Genomic DNA, 22,673 nt, shown 5'->3' on the forward strand with positions numbered 1-22,673 from the left:
GGGGGGGGGGGGGGCCCCCCCCGGTGGGGGGGCGGCCGCGGGGGGGGCCCCCCCACCCCCGCGGGGGGGGCGGGGGGGGGGCGCCCCCGGGGCGGGGGGCCCCCCCGCCCGGGTGACCCGGCCCAGGCGTCAGGCAGCGGCACCGGCTTGCGGTGGCCCTGTCCCGCCGGCCGATGTCGGACGGACTCACCCTCGGGGCGGCCGGACTGCGGGCCTGAGCGTCCGACGGCTCGCCCGACCGGCGCACCCTCAGGGTGACCGCGCCTCCTTGCTGTCGTCGAGGTCCCAAGTGAGGTGGTCGGCGAGGGTGTTGAGGCCGTCGATGCGGGCGATCTGCAGGCAGAGGGCGGCGGCATCGCTGCGGGTGCGGGTGCGGCCGCGGACCGAGAGCAGGCCGCGTTCGCAGCGGATGTGCAGCGAGCCGGGAACGACTCCGCTGCCGGGAGTGAGGGCGAGGGCGAGCGCCTCGGTGCGGATGGCCTCGTCGTCGCGGCGCAGGGCGTCGAGCAGGTCGTGGGTGGAGAGCAGGCCGATGAGGCGGCCGTCGGCGTCCACGACGGGCAGGTGGTGCAGGGAGTGCTCGGCCACCAGGGCCACCGCGTCGGTGACGCTCGTGCCCTCGGTGACGGTGACGACTGGGGCGGTCATGAGGTCGCGGGCGAGGAGTTCCTGCTGCGGGTCCTCCTCGGCGTAGGCGGCCAGCAGGTCGGAGGCGGCGACCACGCCGGTGACCGTGCCGTCGGTGGTCACCACGGGCACGATGCCGCGCCGGGAGGCGCTCAGCAGAGCGGCGACGGTCGCGAAGTCGGTGCCGGGGGTGACGGCGACGGCGATGGGGGTCCCCCCGGCCGAAGGCTGGAGGAGGCTCATACAGTCGCCGATCCGGGTGCGGCCGGGCGGGCGTGTGGGCTCTACGGTCGGGAAGGTGTCGGCCGGTGTTCCGTCGAGAATGCTGTGCTTCATGGTGTTCACTCCCCCTCGGCGGCCGCCGGGCGCCGCAGCCGCCTCAGGTAGGGATCGAAGGACGGCCGGCGTTCGAGGCGGACCCGGGCGTCCACGCAGACCGCGCCGTCGGGGCGGAGGATGACGGGGTTGAGGTCGGCCTCGACGAGTTCGGGGAAGTCGTCGGCGAGCCGGGACAGCCGGGTGAGGACGGACCGCACCGCGGCGAGGTCGACGGGAGGCGCCCCGCCGTCACCCAACAGCAGTGGCGCGCCGCGCAGTTCGGTGATCATCGTGCTCAGGTCGCGCTCGCTCAGCGGGGCCAGCCGGGCCACCCGGTCGGCCAGCACGTCGGTGGCGGTGCCGCCCAGGCCGAGGACGATCAGCGGGCCGAAGACCTGGTCCTGGACCACGCCCGCGAGCAGCTCGACGCCGGGTGCGGCCATCGGCTGGACCACGGCTCCGGCCAGCCCGGTACCGAACCGATGTGTGAACTCCCGGTAGGTGTCGCGCACTTCGGCGTCGGTGGCCAGGCCGGTGCGGACGGCGCCCGCGGCGCTCTTGTGCACCTGCCCGGGCCAGTACGCCTTCAGAGCCACCTTCCCCTCGTGCCCGAGCCGGCGCAGGCCGGCGGCGCTGATGGACGCCGTGTGCTCGTCGCGGGCCCACACCGAGGTGGTCAGCGGCAGCCCGTACGCCTCCAGCAGGTCGGCGGTGGACAGCGGGTCGAGCCAGCCGCCCTCGGGGTGGGCGGTGAGGTAGCCGTCGACCAGGCTGCGGGCGGTGCGCCGGTCGCAGTCCGGGGCGCCGGCGGACAGGGCGGCGGGTTCGGGCGGCGGCTCGGCGAGCCAGCGGGCGCGGTCCCGGGCGTGGGCGAGGGCGCGGGCGGCGGAGAGGGTGTCGGAGTAGGCCGGGAGGCTGCCGCCGTCGGCGCAGCCTCGGTAGCGGACGGGCACCTGCTGGTCGAGCAGTACGGCCGCGATCGGCACGGGGCGCCGAGCCGGGCCCTCCAGCAGGGCGCGCACCGGTTCCTGGACCGGGGTGTCGCTCAGTGCCGTCGGCACCAGGCAGACCAGGATGGCGTCGACGGCTTCCTCGCGCTCCAACGCACGCAGGAACAGGGCGAGTTCGGTGGGGCGAACCGCCGCCGTGGTGTCCACCGGGTTCTGGACGGAGGCGCCGGGTGGGAGCAACTTCCCGAGCTCCGTGGGGAGTTCCGGCAGATCCAGTCCGGCCTCGGCGCAGGCGTCCGCGGCCAGGATGCCGATGCCGCCCGCGTTGGACACCACGGCGACCGCACCGCGCGGGGCGGGCAGCGGCTGGGCGTGCAACAGGGCGGCGGCCTCGACGAGTTCCTCGATGCTGCGGGTCGCGGTGATCCCGGCCTGCCGGAACAGCGCCTCCCGGGTGACGGTGGGGGTGGCGGCGGCCGCGGTGTGCGAGGCGGCGCCCCGGCGGCCGGCGGTGGACCGCCCCGCGTCCACGGTCAGCACCGGGATCGTCCGGGTGACCCGGCGGGCGGTACGGGCGAAGGCGCGCGGGCTGCCGAAGGACTCCACGTGGAGCAGCGCGAGGTCGGTGCGGCCGTCCGCCTCCCACCACTGGAGCAGGTCGTTGCCGCTGACGTCGTACTTGTCACCGAGCGAGACGAAGCTCGACACCCCGATGCCCAGCCAGGCCAGCCGCTGGAGCAGTGCGATCCCCACACCTCCGCTCTGCACGGCCACCCCGGCACTGCCGGGCCTCGGGAAGGCCCCGCCGAACTCGGCGTCCAACCGGACGGTGGGATCGGTCTGGGCCGTGCCGAGGCTGTTCGGCCCGACCAGGCGCATGCTGTGCCGGCGGCAGGCCCGCATCAGCCCGCGGGCCTCCTCCGCCCCGAGGCCGGAGGTGAGCACCACCAGCGCCCGGACCCCGGCGAGGCCGCACTCCTCGGCCACCCCGGGAACGGCGCCGGCGGGGACGGCCAGCACCGCGAGGTCGGGTACGGCGGGCAACGCCCGGACGGACGGATAGGCGGGCCGGCCGTCGATCTCCCGGGCATGCGGGTTGACCGCCCAGACCTCGCCCGCGAAGCCGCCCCGCCGGATCTTCCCGAGGACGGTCCGCCCGACCGAGCCCGACCGCCGGGACACCCCGACCACCGCGACCGAGGCCGGGCGCAGCAGCGCCGCCAGGCTCGCGACGTCGGCGCGGCGGCCGCGCTCGTCCACGGCCGAGCGGTAGCGCTCGTCGCCCTCCTCCAGCGGCACCCGGATCCTGACCTCGCCCGGCCCGTAGCGGCGCTGGACGGGCAGCCCGAGGTGGGCGAAGACCTGGTGGACGGCCCGGTTGCCGAACAGGGTGTCGGCCTCGAAGAAGCGGATTCCGGCAGCCCGGGCGGCGTGCACCAGGTGCTCCAGCAGCAGGGTGGCCACGCCCCGGTGGTGCCAGCGGTCGGCCACCGCGAGCGCCAGCTCGGCGGTCTCGGGCGGGTCGTCCAGCAGCTCGCAGTCCGCCTCGCCGACCAGCTCCTCCCCCGCCCAGGCGCCGAGCGCCAGCAGACCGGTCCGCGGCGGACCGCACAGCCGGTCGGCGGCCTGCTGCGGCGCGTTACGGCTCACCCCGAAGAACCGCAGGCGTCGGCTCTCCTCCGACATCCCCTCGGTGTGCAGATCCAGCACCGCCCGGTGGTCGTCCGGGCCCAGCGGCCGGAGTTCGACGGTGGTGCCGTCGGCCAGCAGGGCCTCGACGGTGGTGTACGGCGGGTGGACGGTGGACATGGCGCCTCCTCGGCAGTCGCCCTGCTCCCCCTCCAGCCTCCGCCCCCGCCGTCCACGACGGGAGGGCCGACCGGCCCCGCCGACCCACCGATCGGCGTTGCGCCCCGAACGCGCGGAGGGAGACGCTGGTTACGGGGGCCGGCCACCACTCGACCGCCCGATGCGGAGTCCGCGATGCCGACCAGGATCCTGCTGGAGGGACGCCCCGGCAGCGGCAAGACCACCGCGATCCGCCGGCTGGCGGCACTGCTGCGAGCCCGGGAGACCGCCGGCTTCACCACCGAGGAGATCCGTACGGGCGGGACCCGGGTCGGCTTCGCCCTGGAGACGCTGTCGGGCGAGCGGGCCGTGCTCGCCCATGTCGACCTTCCCGGGCCACCCCGGGTCGGACGGTACGGCGTCGACCTGGAGGTCATGGAGCGCCTGGCCCTGCCCGCCCTGGCATGGTCGGCGAGGACGCTCGTGCTCGTCGACGAGCTCGGACGGATGGAGCTGGCCCACCGTCCGTTCGAGGAGGCCGTCCGGGCGCTGTTCGCCGCCGACGTCGACGTGGTGGCCACCGTGCAGGCGCAGCACAGCCCGTTCACCGACGCCCTCAAGCGCCGCGCCGACGTCGAGGTCATCCACCTCACCCGGGCGAACCGGGACACCCTCCCCGGACAACTGGCGACACGCCTGGGGCACTGACCGGAGCGTACGGGAGGAGGCATGACGATGGCGGGCCGCCGCGACCACTGGAACACCGCGCTGTGGCGCGCCTCGGCCCGTTGGTCCGGGCGCGCCGAACGCTGCGCCGCCTGGACCCGCCGGGGCGTCGAACGGTTCCGCCGCTGGGCGCGCGAGGGTGCCCGGCGGCCCGGTGAGCTGGCGCCCCCGTCCTGGTTCGCCATCGCGCTCCCGTTCGGCATCGCGTGGTACCGGGCCCTCGGCGGCCCGGCGCGCGCGTGGTGCGGAGTGAGCACCCGGTCGTGCCGCCTCCTCGCCCGCGCGCTGGGCGGCCCGGCGCGGACCGGTGGCTGAGCCGGGCGGCGAGCGGCGCGCCGTTCCTCCACGCCGGGCACGTGTCCCGGCCCGGGCGCCCGCCCCTTCTCCCTGCAGGCCGGGACGAGGACGGAGGTGCCACCATTCGGTTGCCGGAGGACCATGAAGTTCAGCGGACCGGCCCGCACCGCGCCTCTCCCTGGCCGCCGAGCCGGTCGGACCGCAGTCAGGTCGCACGTCCTGGAGGTCCCTATGAACACCACCCCCGCGCCAGGTCACGCCGGGCCGATCGTGGTCGGTACGGACGGCTCGGAGTCCGCCCGCCGGGCTGTGCTCTTCGCCCTTCGCGAGGCCCAGCTGCGCGGGGCCGGTGTGCGGGCCGTCTGCGCCTACGGCGGCGGACGCACCGAGCCGTCGGACCGGGCCATGACGGGCTGGCGCGACGCGGGCGGCGAAGCGTCGCCGCACCTGCACGATGCCGTCGCCCGCGAGGTGACGGACTCGGTCGAGGAACTGCGGCAGCAGGTGGGCGAGCCCTACGTGGAGGTCGAGGTTCGCTGCGAGCGCGGCCGGCCCACCCAGGTCCTGCTGGAGGCGAGCGAGGACGCCGCCCTGCTGGTGGTGGGTAGCCGCGGCGCCGGCATCTGGGGCCGACTCGCGCTCGGCTCGACCAGCACCGAGGTCGTCCACCACGCCCACCTCCCCGTCGTCGTCGTGCCGCCCGAGTCCAAGCACGCGACCGGGTGAACCGGTGCCTCACCCGGCGGGGCGGTCTCCCGGGTGGAGCCGTACGCGCTCGCGCAGCCGACCCAGGACGGTCATCGTGCCTCCTCGCGGCGCCCGCCCCGGTGAGCGGGTCACACCGATGGCTTCGCGCGGACTCCGCCTTCCTCCTCGTGTTCTCCTCCGGACCCGACCGGCCCTGCCGCGCCCTGTCGGCGGCGGCTGACGACGAGGGTGGTCAAGGCTCCACACGGAGCCGGTGACGGCGCCGGCCGGGGCCGGCGAGGGAGGCTCACCGGCCAGGAAGCGCGCGACCGCCCCCGGCAGGGGCGGTACGACGAAGTGGTGTCCGGCGGCGCTGAGACAAGATACCGGTGGGGGTATATTTGAACCTGTCAGTCCATTCACCGGGGGCCACAGAGGGGAGCGCGGTATGTGCCGCCGAATCGCCTGCCGCACCTGCGGAAAGCCGACCTACGCCGGGTGCGGGATGCACGTCGACCAGGTGCTGGCCGGGGTGCCCAAGTCCCAGCGCTGTGCCTGCTCGCCGAAGGAGCGGGCCTCCGGAAGCTGGCTCGGGCGGCTGTTCGGGCGCCGCTGACGCTCGGGGACCGTCCGAGGGACAGCGCCGGGCCGAAGGACAGCGATGGGCCCTGCCGGATCGCCCGGCAGGGCCCATCGGGGTGGTGCCTATCGGTGCCGTTGCGGCATTCGCATCAGGGGGTCACCGTCACCGTGAGGGTCTCGGGGTTGCTGCTGTTGCCCTGGTAGACCGAGTCGCCGCTGTAGACGGCCGTGATGACGTGCGGGCCGGGGGTCCGGAAGAAGACGACGCGCGCCGCGACGGCGCAGTTTCCGAGATTGACGAACAGGCGTGCCGTGCCCAGGGTCGTACTGGTGGTGGTGTCGGTGAACGTCACGGTGCCGGTGGGGCGGGTCGTGGCGCTCGGATCGGCCGGGCAGACCAGGTCGTCGAGCACCACCGGCAGGCCGAGCCGGACCTGCTGGGGAATCGCGAACAGGCGCGTGTTCACCGGCTTGCCCGGAGTGAGGTAGCTGATGGTGATGCCCGCGGCCGCGCTGGTCACCGTGGGGCCGGTGCCGCCGGCCGGAACCAGGGACGAACCACCTCCCCCGCCACCCGCGCTCCCGAACGGGTGGATGTTGATGTTGAGGTCGCCACCACCGCCTCCGCCGTAGTAGCCGCCGCCTCCGCCGCCACCCGTCTGGAAGCCGCCGGGACCGCCGCCGTGGCCGCCGGTAGGTTCGGCAGGGGAGTTGCCGTCCGCCACTGTGGATCAGACCGTCCGGGCCGAGGCCGGGTCGTCGATCTGACACACCGTCGATTCACCCCGACGATGGGCGATTCGGGTCATTCAGCGGCCGCCGGGGTTCGGTCCGGCACGGCAGCGTTCAGCGCGGGAGCACCCAGTCCGGTCGCCAGGTCCCGGCGGCGTCGAGGCCGGTCGCCGTCGCGGCGAGGTGGGCGCGGAGGGCGGCCAGCGCCGGGTGGGGGTTGTCGCGGTGCCACAGGAGCGAGTGCGGGTAGACGGGCGTCGGGCCGGTCACCGGGATGCGGCGCAGGCCGTAGCGGGCGGGCCAGACCAGACGGATGTGCTCGCCCATGAAGGTGGCCAGGGCCGGGGTGTCGGCGACGGTCTCCAGCAGCGCGTCGGAGCCGAAGTTGGGGCCGGTCGCCTCGATGGTGAGGCCGAACTCGGCGACGAGGTCGTCGTAGTAGGCGGCCCACTCGGTACCGGGGGTGAGACCCGGCATCCAGATCCGGTGGCCGACGAGCTGGGCGACGGTCACCGACCGGGCACCCGCCAGCGCGTGGGCGGGGCCGGTGAGGAGCTGGAGCGACTCGTCGAGCACCCGGACGGACTCGATGTCCTCGGGAAGGGGCCGGCCGGGCGAGGCGACGGCGCGGAAGGACGCGTCGATCGCACCGGACCGGATGGACGCGACGGCCGTCTCGATGTCGAGCAGCATCACCACGTCGAGGTCGATCTCGGGGTGCGCGTGGTGGAAGCCGCGCATCAGGCCCGACCCCGCCCCACGAGAGGAGAGGATGTCGACGCGCAGCGGACGGCGGCCGGTACGCACGGACGCGACCGCGCGCTCGGCGACGCGCAGCAGCTCGCGCGCGTGGGGCAGGAACGCCTGCCCGTCGATGGTGAGCTCGGCGCCGCGGGGCGTGCGGGCGAACAGCCGAACACCGAGCTCGCGCTCCAGCGCGGCGATGCGCTTGGAGACGGCCTGCTGGGTGATCGAGAGGTCGGCGGAGGCCTTCTGGAACTGGCCCGCTTCCACGACGGCGGCGAAGGTGCGTACGGCTTCGAGGTCCACGCCGATCCACCTTAGGGCACAACGTCTGGTTGTGGCGCGGCGGCAGTACGGTTGTTTGACCTGCGGTTGTGCCGCTCGGTTAGCTCTCACCAGTCAACGTCGGTTTGTTCGGGTGGGACAGAGGGGCGCGCTGAGCATGGTGGGCAGGAGGCCGTTGGGCCGGGAGTTCGGCTGGCTGTGGGCGGCGTACGCGGTGAGCGCGTACGGGTCCGGGCTGGGGTTCGGGGCGTTGCCGCTGATCGCCGTGCTGGCGTTGCACGCCGGCCCGGCGGAGGTGTCCGCGCTGTCTGCGGTGGGGCCCGCGGTGGGCGCGCTGATCGCGGTGCCGCTCGCGCCGTGGGTGGAGTTCCGGCGCAAGCGCCCGGTCATGATCACCATGGATCTGGCCCGGTTCGCGGCCATGGCGACGATCCCACTCGCCTACGCCTTCGGCCTGCTCGGTTTCGTGCAGCTCCTCGTGGTCTCCGCCGTGGTCGCCGCCGCCAAGATCGCGTTCAACGCGGCCAGCGGCGCCTACCTCAAGGCCCTCGTCCGGCCGGACGACCTGCTGGTGGCCAACGCGCGCTTCGAGTCCACCAACTGGAGCTCCATCGCGGTCGGGCCACCGCTGGGCGGGGCGGCGATCGGGCTGTTCGGGCCGGTCGTCACCGTGGTGGCCGACGCGCTCAGCTACCTGCTCTCCGCGCTCGGCATCACCGCGATCCGCGGCCGGGAGGAGGCGCCGCAGCCCACCGGCAACGACCCGGTCCGGGCGGGCGCGGTACTCGACGGCTGGCGGCACATCATGGGCGAGCCCGGTCTGCGGGCGCTCTACCTCAACAACATGCTCGTCAGCGGTCTGATCATGGCCACCGAGCCGCTGCTGGCCGTGCTCCTCCTCGGCCAGCTCGGGTTCGCACCCTGGCAGTACGGCCTCGCCTTCGCCGCCCCCTGTCTCGGCGGACTCATCGGCTCCCGGCTGGCCCGCCGCGTGGTGGCCCGCTACGGCCGCGACCGGGTGTTCCGGACCGTGGGCACCCTGCGCGCCGTCTGGCTGATCGGCCTGGTCTTCGTCCGTCCCGGCGTCGTCGGACTCGTCACCGTGATGGCCGTCGAGCTGGCGATCATCATCAACATGAGCCTGTACACCCCGGTGCTCGCCACCTACCGGCTCGAACGCACGCCCAAGCACCTCGTCGCCCGCACCCTGTCGGCCTGGTCGATCGGCCAGCAGGTGTCCATCGCCGTCCTCACCGCGCTCGGCGGGCTGCTCGCCGACGTCACCGGCCCGCGCACCGCGCTCGCGGTCGCGGGGCTGCTCATCCTGGCCACCCCGTTCCTGCTCCCCCGGCGCGAGCACACCTCGCAACCGGACCTCGCGGCACGGGCCGGAACGGTCGCGTAGCCCCTCATGACGTCGCACCCCCGCACGAACTCGCACCCTCGCATGAAGGAGAACACTCGCGTGAGCACCGCCCCCGCACTCGACCCCGCGCACACCGCCCTGCTCGTCCTGGACTGCCAGCCCGCGGTCCTGGCCGCTCTGCCCGAGGGCGGGGACCGCGAGGCCCTGCTCGATCGTGTGGAAGCCGCCGTCGCCGACGTTCGCGCGGCGGGCGGCACCGTCGCCCACGTACGCGTCGGCTTCACCGAGGCCGACTGGGACGCGATCCCGGCCGCCAACAAGTCCTTCGGACCGCTGGCCCAGCACCGCGCCATGCACCACGAGGACCCGGCCGCCGCCGTACACGAGCGCCTGGCTCCCCGGGACGGCGACCTCGTCGTGCGCAAGACCCGCTTCGGCGCCCTGTCCACCACCGACCTCGACCGGCAGCTGCGCGAGCGCGGCATCACCACCCTGGTCGTCGCCGGCATCAGCACCGGCGGCGCCGTCCTGTCGACCGTCCTCGACGCCGCCGACCGCGACTACCGGCTCTACGTGCTGTCCGACGGCATCGCGGACCCGGACCCGGAAGTCCACGACGTCCTGCTCCACCGGGTCCTCCCCTCCCGGGCCCACCTCGTCGACACCGCCGCGCTGCCCGCCCTGCTCCGGGCCGGCTAGCCGGGACGCGCGGACGGGCCCGCTCGCACGCCGGTGCGAGCGGGCCCGTCCAGCCGGTCTCAGAGCTCGTCCGGCAGCTTGCCGATCAGCCAGCGCACGCTGTTGTCGCCGCCCAGCTGCGGGAAGTGCACCATGGCGGCGTCGCAGAGCCCCATCAGGTGCAGCTTCTTTCCGGTGGCGGGCAGTCGGTGGAACTCGAAGGTCGGACCGGCGTGCCGGAGGACGTCCGGATCGCCCTTCACCTGGGTGGCGACCAGCGGAGCAACCCCAGGGATGGCAGTTACTTTCCGTTGCCGAGAGACACGCAGAGTGCTAACGCATGTCGCGATCCGCCGGGCGCGCGAGGCGCACGCCGGGCGCACACCGGGCGGCGAGGACCGCCCGATCAGGTGAGACCGCCTCACCCGCCGAAGGAAGCCGGGCCCGCGCGTCGGCCGGATTCCCGGGCCCACGCGTCGGTCGGATTCCCGGGCCCACGCGTCGGTCGGATTCCCCGTCACCGGGGCCCGGCCATAAACTAGTTCGGCTCCCCGGCGGTCGCCGACCGAAGGGCGACAGTCCGCACCCGACCGTGCGCCGGGCGGCTCCCCCGCTGGTCAGCTCAGGGTCAAGCTCCGGTCAAGGATTACGCCGGAAGGGCGACAGCGTCCTATCCTGGGGCGGATTTGAACAGACACCTCGTTCGGTGAGGCGTCTTCACGGACACAGGCCACTGATCCCACCCGTCGAGAGACGCTCCGGATCAGGACAGGTCTCCCCGGCTCAAGGGGTGACCCCAAGTGGCTTCCCGTCGGTATCGACAGGGACACGCCGTGGAGTGCCAAAGCTCTGACGAGTGGGGGTGCACCGGGCGGTGACGTCGGTCTCCCCCTGCCGTGCCGCCGCGACCTCGATGCGCGGCCGAAATCGGGAGGAGGCGTGATGGACGGAAGTCCTGGCCATAGTCGGCCCAATCCGATGTCGTCCTCGCCGTCCTTCAGTCGTCCGAGGCGCCCCCTCCTTCCCTGACCGATCCGGTCCGCTCCGCCCTCCGGGCCGCCCCGGCCCGGGCGGCCCTGGCGCATGCCTGGAAGCGGTTCGCGCGGTCAGCGTCGGCGGTGGCGCGCCGCCGGGCGGCCCGATGCCCCGTCCTGCCGGGGCAAGGGGGTCCCCACCATGGCTGCCACCACCCTGCTCAACTCCGCCACCGCCCGGCTGCGCGACCGCACCGTCGCCGCCGAGCGCCGTACCGCCGTCACCCGGACCGTCCGGTCCTCGCTGGTCTCCGTCGCCGGGCTGGTCGGCGGGCCGGTCGCCAACCAGGCCGGGGAAGAGGTGGGCCGGGTCGTCGACGTGGTCGCGCGCCTCTACGGCACGGAGCCGTACCCGCCGGTCACCGGGCTGATCATCCGGATAGGCCGCCGCCGCACCTTCATCGCCGCCGACGCCGTCGACCGGATCATGACGGGGCAGGTCCGGCTGCGCACCGCCCGTCTGGACCTGCGCGAGTTCAACCGCCGCCCCGGCGAGGTGCTGCTTGCCCGGGACGTGCTGGACCACCAGCTCGTCGACGTCGACGGCGTCCAGGTCACCCGCGCCGCCGACCTCTACCTGGCCCCGCTGGCCGCCCGGACCGTCCTGGTCGGGGTCGACGTCTCGCTGCCCACCCTGCTGCGCCGGCTCGGCCCGCGCCGCTGGCAGATCCGCCCCACCCCGGAGCGCGTCCTGGACTGGCAGTCCGTCGCCCCGTTCGGCGAGCAGGCCACCCACGGGCCGGCCGAGGTGCGGCTGCGCGCCTCCCGCTCCGCGCTGCACCGGCTGCGCCCGGCCGACCTCGCCGACATCCTGGAGGACCTCGGCCGGCACGAACGCCAGCAGCTGCTGGGCTGGCTGGAGCCGGAGCACGCCGCGGACGCGCTGGAGGAGATGGAGCCCGCCGAGCTGGAGAACCTGCTGCGCGAGGTGCCGCCCGAGCACGCCGCCCGGCTCGTCGACGAGATGGAGCCGGACGAGGCCGCCGACGCCCTGCGCGACCTCGCGCCCGGCGAGCGCGAGACCCTGCTGGCCCGGATGCCCGAGCCCGAGGCGGCCGAGCTGCGCTCCCTGCTCACCCACCGGGAGGGCACCGCCGGCGGCGCGATGACCACCCTGCTGGTCACCGCCGGCCCCGCGCACACCGTCGCCGAGGTACGGGCGGAGCTCGCCGCCCAGGCCGAGCACCGCACCGACATCGACGCGGTCACCGTGCTGGACGACCAGGGCCGGCTGCTCGCCGACATCCCGCTGTTCGACCTGGCGGTGGCCGAGGACACCTCGGTGATCGGCGACCTGGTCGCCTGGCTGGACCAGTTCGGCCCGCCGGTGACCGTCCGGCCCGACACCCGCCTCGCCGAGGCCGCCGACCAACTGGTCGCGGCCCGGGCCACCTCCCTGCTCGTGGTCGACGACTCCGACTGCCCCCTCGGCCGGGTCCTGGCCGACGACATCCTCGACTCGCTGCTGCCCGAGCGCGGGCGCCTGCACTTCCGGAGGCTCCTCAAGTGACCCGCGACCTCGACACCCTCGACGCCGGTCCGGACGCCGCCGCGGCGCCCGTGCCGTCCGCCCCGGGGCGCCCCGGCTGCCGCAAGGGCCTGCGCCGACTGGCCGCGATCGCGATGGTGGCCGGCCCCGGACTGGTCGCCGCCAACGCCGGCAACGACGCCGCGGGCATCGCCACCTACGCCAGCGCCGGCTCCCAGTACGTCTACGGCACGCTGTTCTTCATGGTGCTGGTCACCGTCGCCCTGGTCATGGTGCAGGAGATGGCCGTCCGGCTCGGCGCCCACACCGGCAAGGGTCTGGGCGCGCTGATCCGCGAGCAGTTCAGCCTGCGGCTGACCGCCCTCGCGGTGTTCTGCCTGCTGCTGGCCAACACCGGCCTGGTGGTCAGCGAGTTCGCCGGGATCGGCGCCGCGTTCGAACTGCTCGGCGTGCCCAAGTGGGCGGTCATCCCGCCGTCCGCCGTGCTGCTCTGGTCGCTGGTGCTGTTCGGCTCGTACAAGTGGGCCGAGCGGATCTTCCTGGTGATGTCGCTGGCGTTCTTCGCCTACCCGGTCGCCATGGTCCTCGGCCACCCGGACTGGGGACAGGTCGGCCAGCACCTGGTCATCCCGCACGTGGAGGCCAGCAAGGACTTCATCCTGCTGGCCGTCGCCCTGATCGGCACCACCGTCAGCCCGTACATGCAGTTCTACGCCGCCGCCGGCGTGGTCGACCGCGGCGCCAAGCCCGCCGACTACAAGCTGATCCGGGCCGACGCCGTCCTCGGCGCGGTGTTCGCCTGTGTGATCAGCCTGACCATCATCATCGCCACCGCCGCCGCGATCGGCGGCACCGGCCCGCTGGAGTCCGCCGCGCAGGCCGCCGAGGCGCTCAAGCCCGTCGCCGGGCACGGCGCCGAGCTGCTGTTCGCCTTCGGGCTGCTGGGCGCCTCCGCCCTGGCCGGCGCGGTGGTGCCGCTCTCGGCGAGCTACGCCATCGGCGAGGCCGCCGGCGTCGAGCGCTCCGTCTCCCGCAGCTTCCGTGACGCCCCGCTGTTCCTCGGGGTGTTCACCGCGCAGATCGTCCTCGGCGCGGTCGTCGCGATGACCCCGGTGGACGTCATCCAGCTGCTGATCGGCACCCAGGTCCTGCAGGGCCTGATCAGCCCGATCGTCCTGGTCTATCTCCTGGTCCTCACCAACCGCCGCTCCGTCCTCGGCGACGCGGCCAACACCCCCCGCTACCGCGTGGCCGCCACCGTCGTGGTGGTCGGGGTGGCCGTCATGTCGACGATCCTGCTCATCCAGACCGTCCTCGGCTGGTTCGGCATCGGCTGACGCCCTCCCCCGCGGGCCCGCCACGACGGCCCCCGATGACCGACGGCCCCGTCGTCGGACATCGGGGGCCGTCGGTCGTCACCGCCCGCGGGAGAGGTCGCGGGCAATGAGCTCGGCCAGTTCGGGACCGTGCTCGTACGCGAGGGGCGCGAGGTCGGGCGGGAGCCCCGCGTAGGCGGCGGCCAGCTGCTGCCGGTACGGGTTCCGGGCCGTGCGCCGGGCCTGTCCCGCGGGTCCTTGCCGGGCCCGTAGGACAGGCCCAGGGGCTACTGGGCGGTGGTGATGGTCAGGTAGGAGGAGGCGATCTCGGCGCCCTGGCCCCAGAGCCGGCTGCTCGCCGGACTGGCGGTGTCGACAAAGGTCTGCGGGGTGGGCTGGCCGGCCGGCGGGGCGTAGTAGTAGCCCGGGGTGGTGTCCAGCTGGACCAGGCCGCGGCCGTCCTGGCCGGCGCCGTCCATGATGGTGAAGGTGCCGAGGCCGCAGAGGAGTTGGCGCGGGGCGACAGTCTGGTCGGTGCCGCCGTGGTCGGTGACCAGGTGGGAGCGGTCGGTCGGGCGGGCGCCGAGGTCGGTGACGCTGTAGACCGGGATGCCGTTGATCTTCCAGGTGGCGCGGGTGCGGCTGTTGTCCAGCTGGATCTGGTAGTTGAGGGACGCGCCCTTGGAGATGGTCGCCACCGGCACCGCGTAGGCGAAGGCCGAGTAGGTGGTGTTGGGGTAGCGCAGCCGCTCGTACCAGGCGTACACGGTGTTGTTGGTGACGTGGAAGTCCATCAGGACGCCTGTCTCCAGGTCGGCCACCACCATCGCGCCGTTGGCGAGGCGGAGGTCGGACTGGGGGTCGGTGACGTTCGCGCCGAAGGGGTTGGCCTCGGTCTTGCGGGTGGTCACCGAGAGGTTGGCGTCGCAGGTCCAGCGGCCGTTGGCCGGGGTGTCGTAACCGGCGAAGCCCGCCGTGGAGTTGTGGTTGGCGAAGGACAGCCACTTGGTGTGGTCGCGGTCGCCCGCGCCGCCGGCCGTCTGCTGGGCGGTGGTGAAGGCGAACGCCGGGTTCCCGGTGGCCGGGTCGGTGCCGCTGGGTATCACGTGCAGGCCGTTCGCGTCCGTGCTGGGGATGCCGTCGCCGCTCGGCATGCCGGGCGCGGGCCAGAGCTGCCACTTCCCGGTGCTGGAGGTGTCGAAGCCGTTCTGGAAGTTGTCGGTGAAGACGGTGCTGGTGGTGAGGTCCGCGGCCTGGGCCTGGGCCTGGGCGGGGGCGGCGCGGACGAGACGCCTGATCGGGCGCATAGCAGCAAGTACCTTTCGGGGTCTTGGGGTTCCGGGGATTCGGGGCGAGCCCGACGCCGAAGGCGGTGGACAGGATGCGGTCGCCGACCCCGAAGGTCCCGGCCGCGCCGGCGTGGGTGAGCGCCAGCGGGATGGAGGCCGCCGAGGTGTTGCCGACCCGGTCGATGTGCAGCAGGACCCGCTCGCGCTCCACCGTCAGCAGGTCGGAGATGGCGTACAGGATACGGGAGTTGGCCTGGTGGCCGGCGAACCAGTCGACGTCGTCGACGGTCCAGCCGATCCGGTCGAGCAACGTCGCCGAGGAGGAGCTCATCCGCTCCACCGCGTGCGAGAACAGCTCCTTGCCGCGCATGGCGAGCAGGTTGTCCTGCTCGCTCGGCGGCTGCCGGTAGGAGCGCTGCCGGGATCCGCCGACGGCGAGCAGCGCCAGGTCGTGGTGCCCGCCGTCGCTGCCGAGGTCGAAGCCTTGGAAGGCGCCCGGCTCGTCCGGGTCGCCGGCCCGCAGTACCGCCGCGCCGGCGCCGTCGCCGAAGATGATCGCGGAGGCCCGGTCGTCGTGGTTCAGCCGGGTGGACCAGATGTCGGCCCCGATCACCAGCGCCCGGTCGATCAGCCCGGAGGAGATCGCGCCGACGGCGTTGGCCATTGCGTAGACCCAGCCGGTGCAGGCCGCCGAGAGGTCGTAGGCCCACGGGGTGCCGAGGCCCAGCCGGTGGGCGATCTCGGGCGCGGTGGCGGGCATCGGCTGGTTGGGGGTGCTGGTCGCGAGGATCACCAGGTCGACCCGGCCGCCGCCGGCGGAGCGCATCGCCCGCTCGCCTGCCGCGATCGCGAGGTCACCGGTGACCGTCCCGGGCTCGGCCCAGTGGCGCTGGTGGATGCCGGTCCTGGTGCGGATCCAGGTGTCGTCGCTGCCGACCAGCTCGCCGATCTCGTCGTTGGAGACGATCCTCGGCGGCACCATGGCGCCGAGCCCTTCCAGTACCGCGGCCCTGGTCATGCCGCCACCTCCCGCTCGTCGTGCCCGGTCCAGCCGGTCGGCAACCGGTGGGTCGCCGAGCAATGGATCCGGATGTGTTCGAAGGCCGCCGCGATGTCGACCACCCGCCAGGTCTCCCCTGTCCTGGTGGTGAGCAGCTGCGGGTCGACCAGCTCCGCGGACAGCGGGGCAGGACCGGCCACCGGCCGGTACGGGTCGCCGATCTCCAGGACGGTCTGCCGCATCCAGAGCGTGTTGCTCTCGGCGCGCGGGACGTCGTCCAGCCCGTAGATCAGGATCTGGCCCAGCTGGATCGCGCCCACGAAGGCGTCGATCAGCGAGACCGAGCCGTGGCTGTAGCTCTCCAGCCCGCCCACCGGGCCGGCCTGCGGCGCCGCCGGGCGGCTGCCGAGCAGGGCGCTCGCCCGCCGCGCGGGCAGGTCCACCCGCAGGGCCTCGATGGTCTGCGTCCTGGTCCGGTGGGCGGCGGCGAACGGCCGCAGCGGGGCCGGGCCGAGCAGGGCGTCCGGCGAGTCGAGGCGGGCGGTGCGCACGGCCCCGGCCGGAAGTGCCGGGTGCTCGATCTCCAGGCGTGCCCGCAGCCCGCCCACCTGGCAGTCCACCACGGTCGAGCGGTCGGAGTGCCGGGCGGCGGTGGCGTGGACGGCGAAGCCGCCCAACTCGGCCTCCACCGGCTTGGTCCCGGCCTTCAGCCGCGCCCGGCGCAGCCGGAGCCCGGTGCGCTGGGCGGCGTCCAGGCCGTACGTCTGGGTCAGGTACAGCTCGGCGGCCTCGCCCGCCATCAGCAGGACGTCGATGCTGCTGAGGTGCGGGGCCTGGTCGGTGCCGCCCTTGCGGGACCAGTCGGCCGGGTAGTCGACGGAGCCGCGGGCCCGAACCGTCCCGGTGCCGTCCGCCTGCGAGCCGACCACGATGTCGGTCAGCCGCTGCTCGGCCCGACGGTAGCCGCTGCCGAAGAAGCGGCGCTCACCTGGGCCGAGGTAGTCATCCACGGTCGCCCGGACCGGTGCGTCGGGCATCTGTGTCGTGCCGGTCATCTCACTCCCCCGTGCAGGTCGATCACGGCTGCCAGCCGCGTGAAGAATGCGTCCTTGGACTGTCGTTGGAAGAAGTGCCCGCCCGGGATCACCTGGAGGGTCCCGCCCCGCAGGGAGTGCGAGCACCAGGCGGCCGCGTCCTCGACCGCCACCAGTGGGTCGTCGGCGCCGGCGAAGACGTCGATGGGACAGGGCAGTTGATAGCTGTCACCGGCGTACCGGCGGCTCGTGCACAGTTCCAGGCCGACCCGGACCTGGGCGAGGTAGTCGGCGAGCCGGTCCGGAGTGCCGCTGACCGCCGCCGGCAGACCGTCGAACGCGGCCAGCCGGTGCGCGAGTTCGGCGTCGTCCAGGAGCAGCGCCGACTCCAGCGGAAGCGGCAGGTGCGGCGCCGGGTGGGCGCCGACCAGCAGCCGCTTCGGCAGCCGCCGACCGGTCGCGGCGAGGAACCGGACGAGGTGGTACGCGACCAGCGCGCCCATGCTGTGGCCGTAGCACAGGTACGGCTCGTCCAGCTGCGCGCCGAGCTGCTGGTGCAGCGCCCGGGCGAGCGGGGCGAGGTCATGGTGCGGCCCGCCGCCGGGCTCCTCCCGGTCCGGCAGCCGGACCGGGACGACCTCGACCCTCGACCCCAGCCGCCGCTGCCAGCCGGCGAAGGAGGCGGTGCTGCCGCCCGCGTGGTGGAAGGCGAACAGCCTGACGGGCCGGGTGACCCGCGTACGGGCCCGAACGTCGGCGAGGTGGACGACGACGGCACTCACAGGACTGCTCCTCCCCTACGGGACCCTCCGCGGGTGGCGGTGGGCGGTCGGCGTGCCCGCCCCGGGGGGGGCGGGCACGCGGATCCGTCACTGCCCCGCGCCCCGCAGGTGGGCGACGGAGGCGACGGCCAGCTCACGGGCGCGGGCGGTGTCGGCCACCAGGCGGCCGTCGCGCTTGACGACCCGTCCGGCGACCAGGACGGTGTCCACGTTGCCGGGGTGGGCGGCCAGCACGAGCGACTCGGCGGGGGTGGTGACCGGCGCCAGGTCGATGTCGCCGGTGCGCACCAGCACCAGGTCGGCGGCCTTGCCGGGCTCGATGGAGCCGGTCCGGTCACCGAGGTGGACGGCGCGGGCGCCCTCGACGGTCGCCATCCGCAGCACGGCCTGGGCCGGCAGGACCGGCTCGCCGTCCGGCGTCTCGGCGCGGTCGGCCGCCAGCGCGAAGCGCATCTGGGTGAACAGGTCGCCGCTGGACTCCAGCTCGGTGTCGATGCCGAGGCCGGGGTTGACGCCCGCGGCGCGCAGCCGGCGGACCGCCACGTTGCCGCCCAGGCCGGGCATGGTCAGCTCGATCTGCGGGCAGATCGACACGGTGGTGCCGGAGTCGGCGAGCAGCTTGAGCGCGTCGGCCTCGGCGCCGTTGACGTGCGCCAGGTTCAGGTCCGGGCCGAGCAGGCCGGCCTGGTGGAGCAGCTGGACGCCCTGGTGCTCGGGGCCGGGGCGGCCGGTGGACAGGTGCGTGGTGATCGGGATGCCGAGCTCGCGGGCGAGGGCGAAGTCCTTGACCGCGTTGTCGATGCCGGAGTAGTCCGGGCCCTTGGCGGCCATCGCCAGGGTGACCAGGCCGTCGTCCGAGGGCAGCAGCTGCTCGCGGACGCGGCGGATGTCGACCGGGTGGGTGGCGGCGAAGTCGAGCTTGGAGCCGATCGGCCAGGCGTGGCCGAACACCGCGCGCACGCCCGCGTCCTGGAGGGCCCGGACGGCGGCGTCGGCGTGCTCGGGCGAGTTCATCGCGTGTGCCCAGTCGAGCACCGTGGTGATGCCCGCGTTGAGCGCGGTGAGGGCGCCGAGGTAGGTGCCGGCGTAGACGTCCTCCGGGCGGACCTGGTCGCCCAGACCGATCAGGGTCTGGCCGACGTACTCCATGATGGAGGCCTCGGAGTTGGACTGCCGCAGGCTGCTCTGCCAGGTGTGCCGGTGGGCGTCCACCATGCCGGGCAGGACGAAGGTGCCGGAGGCGTCGATCACCTCGGCGTCGGGGGCCGGCTCCAGGTCGGTGCCGACGGCGGTGATCCGACCGTCCTCGATGAGCACGTCGCCCGTCGGGAATTCGCGGTTCTGGGCGTCCATGGTGACGATCCAGCCGCCACGGACCAGGATCCGCTGAGTGGTCAAGGCAGTTCTCCCATTTTCTACGGTGACGGACCGGGGGTCGGGCCGTCGTTGTTCGGTTCGGTGGTCGTGAAGTGGTCGTGGGGTGGTTGTGCGTGAGGTGGCCGTTCCGGCGGCCGGTCAGGCCGCGCCGGCCGACCCGGCGCGGGCGTCGACCGCCCACACCAGCAGCGCCAGCAGCGCCAGGCCGGCGCCCACCGCGCACACCGCGCCCCAGCCGGCCGCCGTGTAGGCGGCGCCCGAGGCAGCGGACCCGGCGAAGCCGCCGACGAAGTACGTGGTGGTGTACGCCGTGGTGATCCGGCTGCGCGCGTCGGCCCGCAGCCGGTAGATCACGCTGAGGTTGGTGACCTGGATGCCCTGGACGCCCAGGTCGAGCAGGACCACCCCGAGCAGCAGGGGGATCAGCCAGTGGCCGCCGTTCAGGGCGAGCAGGCCCCAGCCGGCGAGGACCACGGCCAGCAGGACGCCGGAGGACTGCCGGTCCAGCCGCCGGTCGGCGAACCGGCCGGCGATCCGGGCCGCGTACGCCCCGACCGCGCCGACCAGGCCGACCAGCCCGATCAGCGCCGCGTCGAAGTGGTACGGCTGCCGGGCCAGCAGGAAGGCGACGGAGGCCCAGAAGGCGTTGAAGCCGGCGAAGGTGACGAAGCCCAGCAGGCAGCGCCGCCGCAGGACCGGCTCCTCCCGGAGGATGGTCAGCACCGAGGCGAGCAGCGCCGGGTAGGAGAGCCGGGCGGCCGGCTCGACCTTCGGCAGTCGCAGCCGCAGCACGGCGGCCAGTGCCAGGGTGAGCACCCCGGCGGCGACGAAGACCGCCCGCCAGCCGGCCCAGCTGCCGAGCAGCCCGCTGCCGGTCCGGGCGAACAGGATGCCGAGCAGCAGCCCGCTCATCACCCGCCCGGAGACCTTCCCGCGTTCCTCCGCGGCGGCCAGGGTGGCCGCGAAGGCCACCAGCATCGGCCCGACCACGGTGCACATCGACAGCACCGCCATCGCCATGACCAGCACGGCGAAGTCGGGCGCGGCCGCGGCGGCGGCGCAGGCGACAGCCGTCACGGTGAGCATCACCACGACGATCCGGCGGCGTTCCGTGACGTCCCCGAGCGGCACCAGCAGGGCGAGCCCGGCCGCGTACCCGAGCTGGCCGACGGTGGTGACCAGGGAGGCCGACCCGCTGCCGAGCCGGAAGGCGTCGGCGATCCCGTTGAGCAGCGGCTGCACGTAGTACAGGTTGGCGACCGCGAGACCGCAGGCCCAGGCGAACAGGGTCACCAGGCGGGGGTCGATGCCCGCGCCGGGGTCGATGCCCGCGCCGGGGTCGGCGGCGTTGCTCGCAGCGGCGGGGGGCGACGCCGGCGCCGCGTTACGGGCCGGGGTTCGGGGGGGCATGGCTGTCCTTCCGTCAGGACACGGGTACGGGGGCCGTAGTGGGCAGGCGGTCACTCGGCGGTGGTGGCGATGACGGGCTCGGCGGGCCGGGCGCCGCGGAGGAAGGCGAGCACCTGGTCGGGGCGGTCGGCCCCGGCCAGCAGCGCGAGGTGGCCGTCCGGGCGGACCACCGCGAAGGCGGGGTTCCGGCCGAAGGTGCGGTCGAGGGTCCGGGCCGGCCCGCCGCCGACCCGGGCGAGGTCGAGCACCGTGATCGAGGGACCGAGCTTCGCGCGCAACTGCCGTGCCCGCTGCGCCCATTCGGCCTTCGGGCGCCGCCCGGGCCAGAGCAGCACGGTGTAGTGGGCGGGGTCGATGGCCGGCATGCCCGAGTCCAGCTCCGGCGCGACGAACAGCGGGACGCGCTGGCCCGGTTCGATCGGCCGCGGGTGTCGCAGCAGGATCGGCTCGGTGGCGAGCCGGCCGTAGCTGACGTCGATCTGGCTGAGCAGCGGCACCACCATCCGGCTGACCAGCCCGGTCTTGCAGGCGACGGTGAAGAGCGTGTCGCGCACGGCGATCCGCCCGACGCTGCGCTGGAGGGCGAAGCGGGCCTGGGCCGCCGAGGTGCGGGACAGGCGGGTCGCACCGGCCTGCCGCTCGGGGGCGTAGCTCTCCAGGATCGATTCCCGCAGGGTGCCGTTGGCCACCCCGGCGAGCTTCCAGCCGAGGTTGGCGACGTCCATCAGCCCGACGTTGAGGCCCTGGCCGCCGGCCGGGCTCACCACGTGCGCGGCGTCGCCCACCAGGAAGCACCGGCCCTTGCTGAAGGTCTCGGCGATGCCGAGCCGCGGGCGGAAGGCCCGGGTCCAGTCCGGGGTGCCGACCTGGATGTCGCGCCGGGAGCGGGAGCTGAGGATGTGCTGGATCAGCTCGCGGGAGGGGTGGCCGTCCTCCTCGCGCCGGTGCGGGGTGGTGGCGGCGAAGCGGTAGCTGCCGTTGCTCAGCGGCACGATCGCGGCGACGCCGTCCCGGCAGTAGTAGTACTGGCCGAGCGGCGGCACGTCCCCGGAGAGCGGGACGTCGCCGATGGCGTAGGTCACGTCGATCTCCTCGCCGTCGAAGCGGATCCCGAGTTCGGACCGCACGGTGCTGGCGGGCCCGTCCGCGCCGACCAGCCAGCGCGGTTCGACGGTCTCGCTGGTGCCGTCGGGGTGCTTGAGCAGGGCCCGCGGCTCGGCCCCGGAGCCGTCCAGCGAGACCAGCTCGACCCCGCGCTCGACGACCCCGCCGAGTTCGGCGAGGCGTGCGCGCAGGATGCGCTCGGTGTCGCGCTGCGGCAGCGCCAGGATGAACGGGTACGGCGAGTCGGTGAGGGTGCTGAGGTCGGCGGTGCCGAGCAGCCGGCCCTCGGAGTAGTAGCTCAGGCCGCTGGTGCGCCGACCCTCCCGGACCAGGGCGTCGGCGACGCCGATCCGCCGGAGCATCTCCAGGTTGCGCGGCCAGACCAGGACCGCCTTGGAGTGCGGGTCGCTGGTGTCGATCCGCTCCTGGCGGTCGACCAGCCGAACGCCCACGTTCTGCTGGAGGAGTTCGCAGGCGAGCGCCATGCCGATGGGCCCGGCTCCCACGATCAGCACCTGCGGGGTGGAGTCGCGGCCGGCGTCCGGCTGGGCCGGGGGCTGCTCGTGGGCGGGCATCTGTGGTCCTTTCGTCTGGCGGGTCTTGTCGCGGCCTCGGAACGAGGTGGTCAGCGGTCCGGTCAGCGGTCCTGGAACTTCTCGACGGCGCTGCGCGCGACCGCCACGGCGTTGATCGCCCGGGGCACGCCGGCGTACAGCGCGACCTGGCTGAGCGTCTCGGCGACCTCCTCGGCGGTGGCGCCGTTGCGCAGCGCTCCGCCGATGTGGAAGCCGAGCTGGCCCTCGCAGCCGCCGAGGGCGGCCAGGACGGCGACCGTCACCAGCTGGCGGGTGCGCAGGTCGAGACCGGGGCGGCCGACCACCTCGGCCAGGCCGAAGGCGACGGTGTCGGCGAGCGCCGGGGCGGTCGCCTCCAGCGCCTCCCAGGGCGCGGCGGCGGCGGTGCCGCCGGCGAGGCGGTGGAACACCTCGGCGGCCTCCTTGCGCAGCGCGGCGGCGGACTCGTGGTCGTTCATCGGTGTTCTCCGGGAGGGTGGTCGG

General features: G+C 74.3%; 20 protein-coding genes, 1 pseudogene and 1 riboswitch. Of the genes and pseudogenes, 8 read left to right on the plus strand and 13 right to left on the minus strand.

Annotated elements, in window-relative coordinates; all coding sequences use genetic code 11:
- Positions 1 to 249: 249 nt before the first annotated feature.
- Positions 250 to 963, minus strand: a complete 714-nt coding sequence (locus tag ACIRYZ_RS12550; protein WP_402942705.1) for an HPP family protein — start codon at positions 961 to 963, stop codon at positions 250 to 252.
- A 5-nt stretch (positions 964 to 968) separates the two neighbouring features.
- Entirely contained in the window at positions 969 to 3,704 is a 2,736-nt protein-coding gene (locus ACIRYZ_RS12555) for a GNAT family N-acetyltransferase (protein ID WP_402942708.1), read from the minus strand.
- A gap of 174 nt (positions 3,705 to 3,878) precedes the next feature.
- On the opposite strand from ACIRYZ_RS12555, the gene ACIRYZ_RS12560 reads away from it, so the two are divergent.
- The 4 genes from ACIRYZ_RS12560 (at position 3,879) to ACIRYZ_RS12575 (ending at position 6,009) form a co-directional block, all read left to right on the plus strand.
- Entirely contained in the window at positions 3,879 to 4,391 is a 513-nt protein-coding gene (locus tag ACIRYZ_RS12560) for a nucleoside-triphosphatase (RefSeq protein ID WP_402942711.1), read from the plus strand.
- Between the two features lie 21 nt (positions 4,392 to 4,412).
- On the plus strand, positions 4,413 to 4,724 hold the full coding sequence (locus ACIRYZ_RS12565; RefSeq protein WP_402942714.1) for a hypothetical protein: 312 nt from the start codon (positions 4,413 to 4,415) through the stop codon (positions 4,722 to 4,724).
- Positions 4,725 to 4,937: 213 nt separating this feature from the next.
- Positions 4,938 to 5,432, plus strand: coding sequence for a universal stress protein (locus ACIRYZ_RS12570; RefSeq protein ID WP_402942717.1), 495 nt, complete (start codon positions 4,938 to 4,940; stop codon positions 5,430 to 5,432).
- Positions 5,433 to 5,841: 409 nt separating this feature from the next.
- Positions 5,842 to 6,009: a hypothetical protein gene (locus tag ACIRYZ_RS12575; protein WP_402942720.1), complete on the plus strand. Its 168-nt coding sequence runs from the start codon at positions 5,842 to 5,844 to the stop codon at positions 6,007 to 6,009.
- Positions 6,010 to 6,124: 115 nt separating this feature from the next.
- Here ACIRYZ_RS12575 and ACIRYZ_RS12580 read toward each other — a convergent pair whose 3' ends face one another.
- Positions 6,125 to 6,700 (minus strand): Ig-like domain-containing protein, encoded by a 576-nt coding sequence (locus tag ACIRYZ_RS12580; RefSeq protein ID WP_402942722.1) that lies wholly within the window; start codon positions 6,698 to 6,700, stop codon positions 6,125 to 6,127.
- 121 nt (positions 6,701 to 6,821) lie between these two features.
- Complete coding sequence (locus tag ACIRYZ_RS12585) at positions 6,822 to 7,757, minus strand: LysR family transcriptional regulator (RefSeq protein ID WP_402942724.1); 936 nt, start codon at positions 7,755 to 7,757, stop codon at positions 6,822 to 6,824.
- A gap of 136 nt (positions 7,758 to 7,893) precedes the next feature.
- On the opposite strand from ACIRYZ_RS12585, the gene ACIRYZ_RS12590 reads away from it, so the two are divergent.
- A complete protein-coding gene (locus ACIRYZ_RS12590) occupies positions 7,894 to 9,141 on the plus strand; it encodes an MFS transporter (protein ID WP_402942725.1) in 1,248 nt (415 codons plus the stop codon).
- Positions 9,142 to 9,201: 60 nt separating this feature from the next.
- Positions 9,202 to 9,801 (plus strand): cysteine hydrolase, encoded by a 600-nt coding sequence (locus ACIRYZ_RS12595; protein WP_402942728.1) that lies wholly within the window; start codon positions 9,202 to 9,204, stop codon positions 9,799 to 9,801.
- 59 nt (positions 9,802 to 9,860) lie between these two features.
- Here the strand turns inward: ACIRYZ_RS12595 and ACIRYZ_RS12600 are convergent, their stop codons facing one another.
- Positions 9,861 to 10,043: a hypothetical protein gene (locus tag ACIRYZ_RS12600; RefSeq protein WP_402942730.1), complete on the minus strand. Its 183-nt coding sequence runs from the start codon at positions 10,041 to 10,043 to the stop codon at positions 9,861 to 9,863.
- Positions 10,044 to 10,471: 428 nt separating this feature from the next.
- Positions 10,472 to 10,649, plus strand: a riboswitch (M-box (ykoK) riboswitch).
- Between the two features lie 307 nt (positions 10,650 to 10,956).
- Between ACIRYZ_RS12600 and ACIRYZ_RS12605 the strand changes: the two genes are divergently transcribed.
- Together ACIRYZ_RS12605 and ACIRYZ_RS12610 are read left to right on the plus strand one after the other, a co-directional pair.
- A complete protein-coding gene (locus tag ACIRYZ_RS12605; protein ID WP_402942733.1) occupies positions 10,957 to 12,324 on the plus strand; it encodes a magnesium transporter MgtE N-terminal domain-containing protein in 1,368 nt (455 codons plus the stop codon).
- A complete protein-coding gene (locus ACIRYZ_RS12610; protein WP_402942735.1) occupies positions 12,321 to 13,640 on the plus strand; it encodes an NRAMP family divalent metal transporter in 1,320 nt (439 codons plus the stop codon). The genes ACIRYZ_RS12605 and ACIRYZ_RS12610 overlap by 4 nt, the downstream gene beginning before the upstream one ends.
- A gap of 266 nt (positions 13,641 to 13,906) precedes the next feature.
- On the opposite strand, the gene ACIRYZ_RS12615 is transcribed toward ACIRYZ_RS12610, so the two are convergent.
- The 8 genes and pseudogenes from ACIRYZ_RS12615 to ACIRYZ_RS12650 form a co-directional block, all read right to left on the minus strand.
- Positions 13,907 to 14,926: a DUF6081 family protein gene (locus ACIRYZ_RS12615; protein WP_402942738.1), complete on the minus strand. Its 1,020-nt coding sequence runs from the start codon at positions 14,924 to 14,926 to the stop codon at positions 13,907 to 13,909.
- A gap of 103 nt (positions 14,927 to 15,029) precedes the next feature.
- Positions 15,030 to 15,926: pseudogene (locus ACIRYZ_RS12620) on the minus strand (beta-ketoacyl-ACP synthase 3); the annotation flags it as partial.
- Positions 15,923 to 16,963 (minus strand): AvrD family protein, encoded by a 1,041-nt coding sequence (locus ACIRYZ_RS12625; RefSeq protein ID WP_402942739.1) that lies wholly within the window; start codon positions 16,961 to 16,963, stop codon positions 15,923 to 15,925. The gene ACIRYZ_RS12625 and the pseudogene ACIRYZ_RS12620, both read right to left, overlap by 4 nt.
- The gene (locus tag ACIRYZ_RS12630; protein ID WP_402942741.1) at positions 16,960 to 17,724 is read right to left on the minus strand and encodes a thioesterase II family protein; all 765 of its coding nucleotides are present in this window, start codon (positions 17,722 to 17,724) and stop codon (positions 16,960 to 16,962) included. The genes ACIRYZ_RS12625 and ACIRYZ_RS12630 overlap by 4 nt, the downstream gene beginning before the upstream one ends.
- An 87-nt stretch (positions 17,725 to 17,811) precedes the next feature.
- Positions 17,812 to 19,122 (minus strand): amidohydrolase family protein, encoded by a 1,311-nt coding sequence (locus ACIRYZ_RS12635; protein ID WP_402942743.1) that lies wholly within the window; start codon positions 19,120 to 19,122, stop codon positions 17,812 to 17,814.
- Positions 19,123 to 19,239: 117 nt separating this feature from the next.
- Positions 19,240 to 20,511 (minus strand): MFS transporter, encoded by a 1,272-nt coding sequence (locus ACIRYZ_RS12640; protein WP_402942746.1) that lies wholly within the window; start codon positions 20,509 to 20,511, stop codon positions 19,240 to 19,242.
- Positions 20,512 to 20,561: 50 nt separating this feature from the next.
- Positions 20,562 to 22,190 carry an FAD-dependent monooxygenase gene (locus ACIRYZ_RS12645; protein WP_402942749.1) on the minus strand — a complete coding sequence of 543 codons (1,629 nt, stop codon included), beginning with the start codon at positions 22,188 to 22,190 and terminating at the stop codon, positions 20,562 to 20,564.
- A gap of 62 nt (positions 22,191 to 22,252) precedes the next feature.
- Positions 22,253 to 22,648, minus strand: a complete 396-nt coding sequence (locus ACIRYZ_RS12650; RefSeq protein ID WP_402942752.1) for a carboxymuconolactone decarboxylase family protein — start codon at positions 22,646 to 22,648, stop codon at positions 22,253 to 22,255.
- Positions 22,649 to 22,673 lie beyond the last annotated feature (25 nt).

Source organism: Kitasatospora sp. NPDC101155 (assembly GCF_044768305.1).
GTDB lineage: Bacteria > Actinomycetota > Actinomycetes > Streptomycetales > Streptomycetaceae > Kitasatospora.

Coding starts and splice junctions, on each gene's coding strand:
- ACIRYZ_RS12550 (WP_402942705.1), bottom strand. CDS start 963: ATGAAGCACAGCATTCTCGACGGAACACCGGCCGACACCTTCCCGACC.
- ACIRYZ_RS12555 (WP_402942708.1), bottom strand. CDS start 3,704: ATGTCCACCGTCCACCCGCCGTACACCACCGTCGAGGCCCTGCTGGCC.
- ACIRYZ_RS12560 (WP_402942711.1), top strand. CDS start 3,879: ATGCCGACCAGGATCCTGCTGGAGGGACGCCCCGGCAGCGGCAAGACC.
- ACIRYZ_RS12565 (WP_402942714.1), top strand. CDS start 4,413: ATGACGATGGCGGGCCGCCGCGACCACTGGAACACCGCGCTGTGGCGC.
- ACIRYZ_RS12570 (WP_402942717.1), top strand. CDS start 4,938: ATGAACACCACCCCCGCGCCAGGTCACGCCGGGCCGATCGTGGTCGGT.
- ACIRYZ_RS12575 (WP_402942720.1), top strand. CDS start 5,842: ATGTGCCGCCGAATCGCCTGCCGCACCTGCGGAAAGCCGACCTACGCC.
- ACIRYZ_RS12590 (WP_402942725.1), top strand. CDS start 7,894: ATGGTGGGCAGGAGGCCGTTGGGCCGGGAGTTCGGCTGGCTGTGGGCG.
- ACIRYZ_RS12605 (WP_402942733.1), top strand. CDS start 10,957: ATGGCTGCCACCACCCTGCTCAACTCCGCCACCGCCCGGCTGCGCGAC.
- ACIRYZ_RS12615 (WP_402942738.1), bottom strand. CDS start 14,926: ATGCGCCCGATCAGGCGTCTCGTCCGCGCCGCCCCCGCCCAGGCCCAG.
- ACIRYZ_RS12625 (WP_402942739.1), bottom strand. CDS start 16,963: ATGACCGGCACGACACAGATGCCCGACGCACCGGTCCGGGCGACCGTG.
- ACIRYZ_RS12640 (WP_402942746.1), bottom strand. CDS start 20,511: ATGCCCCCCCGAACCCCGGCCCGTAACGCGGCGCCGGCGTCGCCCCCC.
- ACIRYZ_RS12645 (WP_402942749.1), bottom strand. CDS start 22,190: ATGCCCGCCCACGAGCAGCCCCCGGCCCAGCCGGACGCCGGCCGCGAC.
- ACIRYZ_RS12650 (WP_402942752.1), bottom strand. CDS start 22,648: ATGAACGACCACGAGTCCGCCGCCGCGCTGCGCAAGGAGGCCGCCGAG.